Origin of the sequence: Myroides sp. LoEW2-1 (assembly GCF_009767705.1) — a bacterium.
In the GTDB taxonomy this organism is placed as follows: Bacteria; Bacteroidota; Bacteroidia; order Flavobacteriales; family Flavobacteriaceae; genus Flavobacterium; species Flavobacterium album_A.
Genome location: NZ_WSPP01000096.1, coordinates 1 through 251, shown reverse-complemented (window position 1 = coordinate 251; position 251 = coordinate 1). Strand labels below are relative to the sequence as shown.

Here is a 251-nt window from a genome sequence, read left to right as displayed (position 1 = left end):
AGTGCAGCACTACCGCTACGAGTAGGACTGTAATTAAACATTACAAGCTTGGATATAGGTGCATGATACACCCAATAGTAGCCAAGATGAGTTTTGTCTTTCTTTTTCTCATCTAAGACTTTGATGGTGGTTTCATCAACTTGGAGATAACCTTCATTTTTGATGTCCATCACCAGCTTTTGGTATAGTGGTTTTAAAGCATCCATACTTTGAGCAGCCCAACCATCTATTGTAGAAGAAGCTATATCGAT

At 38.6% G+C, this 251-nt stretch carries 1 protein-coding gene; it reads right to left on the bottom strand.

Annotation, left to right across the window (positions count from 1 at the left end):
• A partial coding sequence (locus GOQ24_RS06625; protein ID WP_160339353.1) for an IS66 family transposase occupies positions 1-251 on the bottom strand: 251 nt, incomplete at both ends.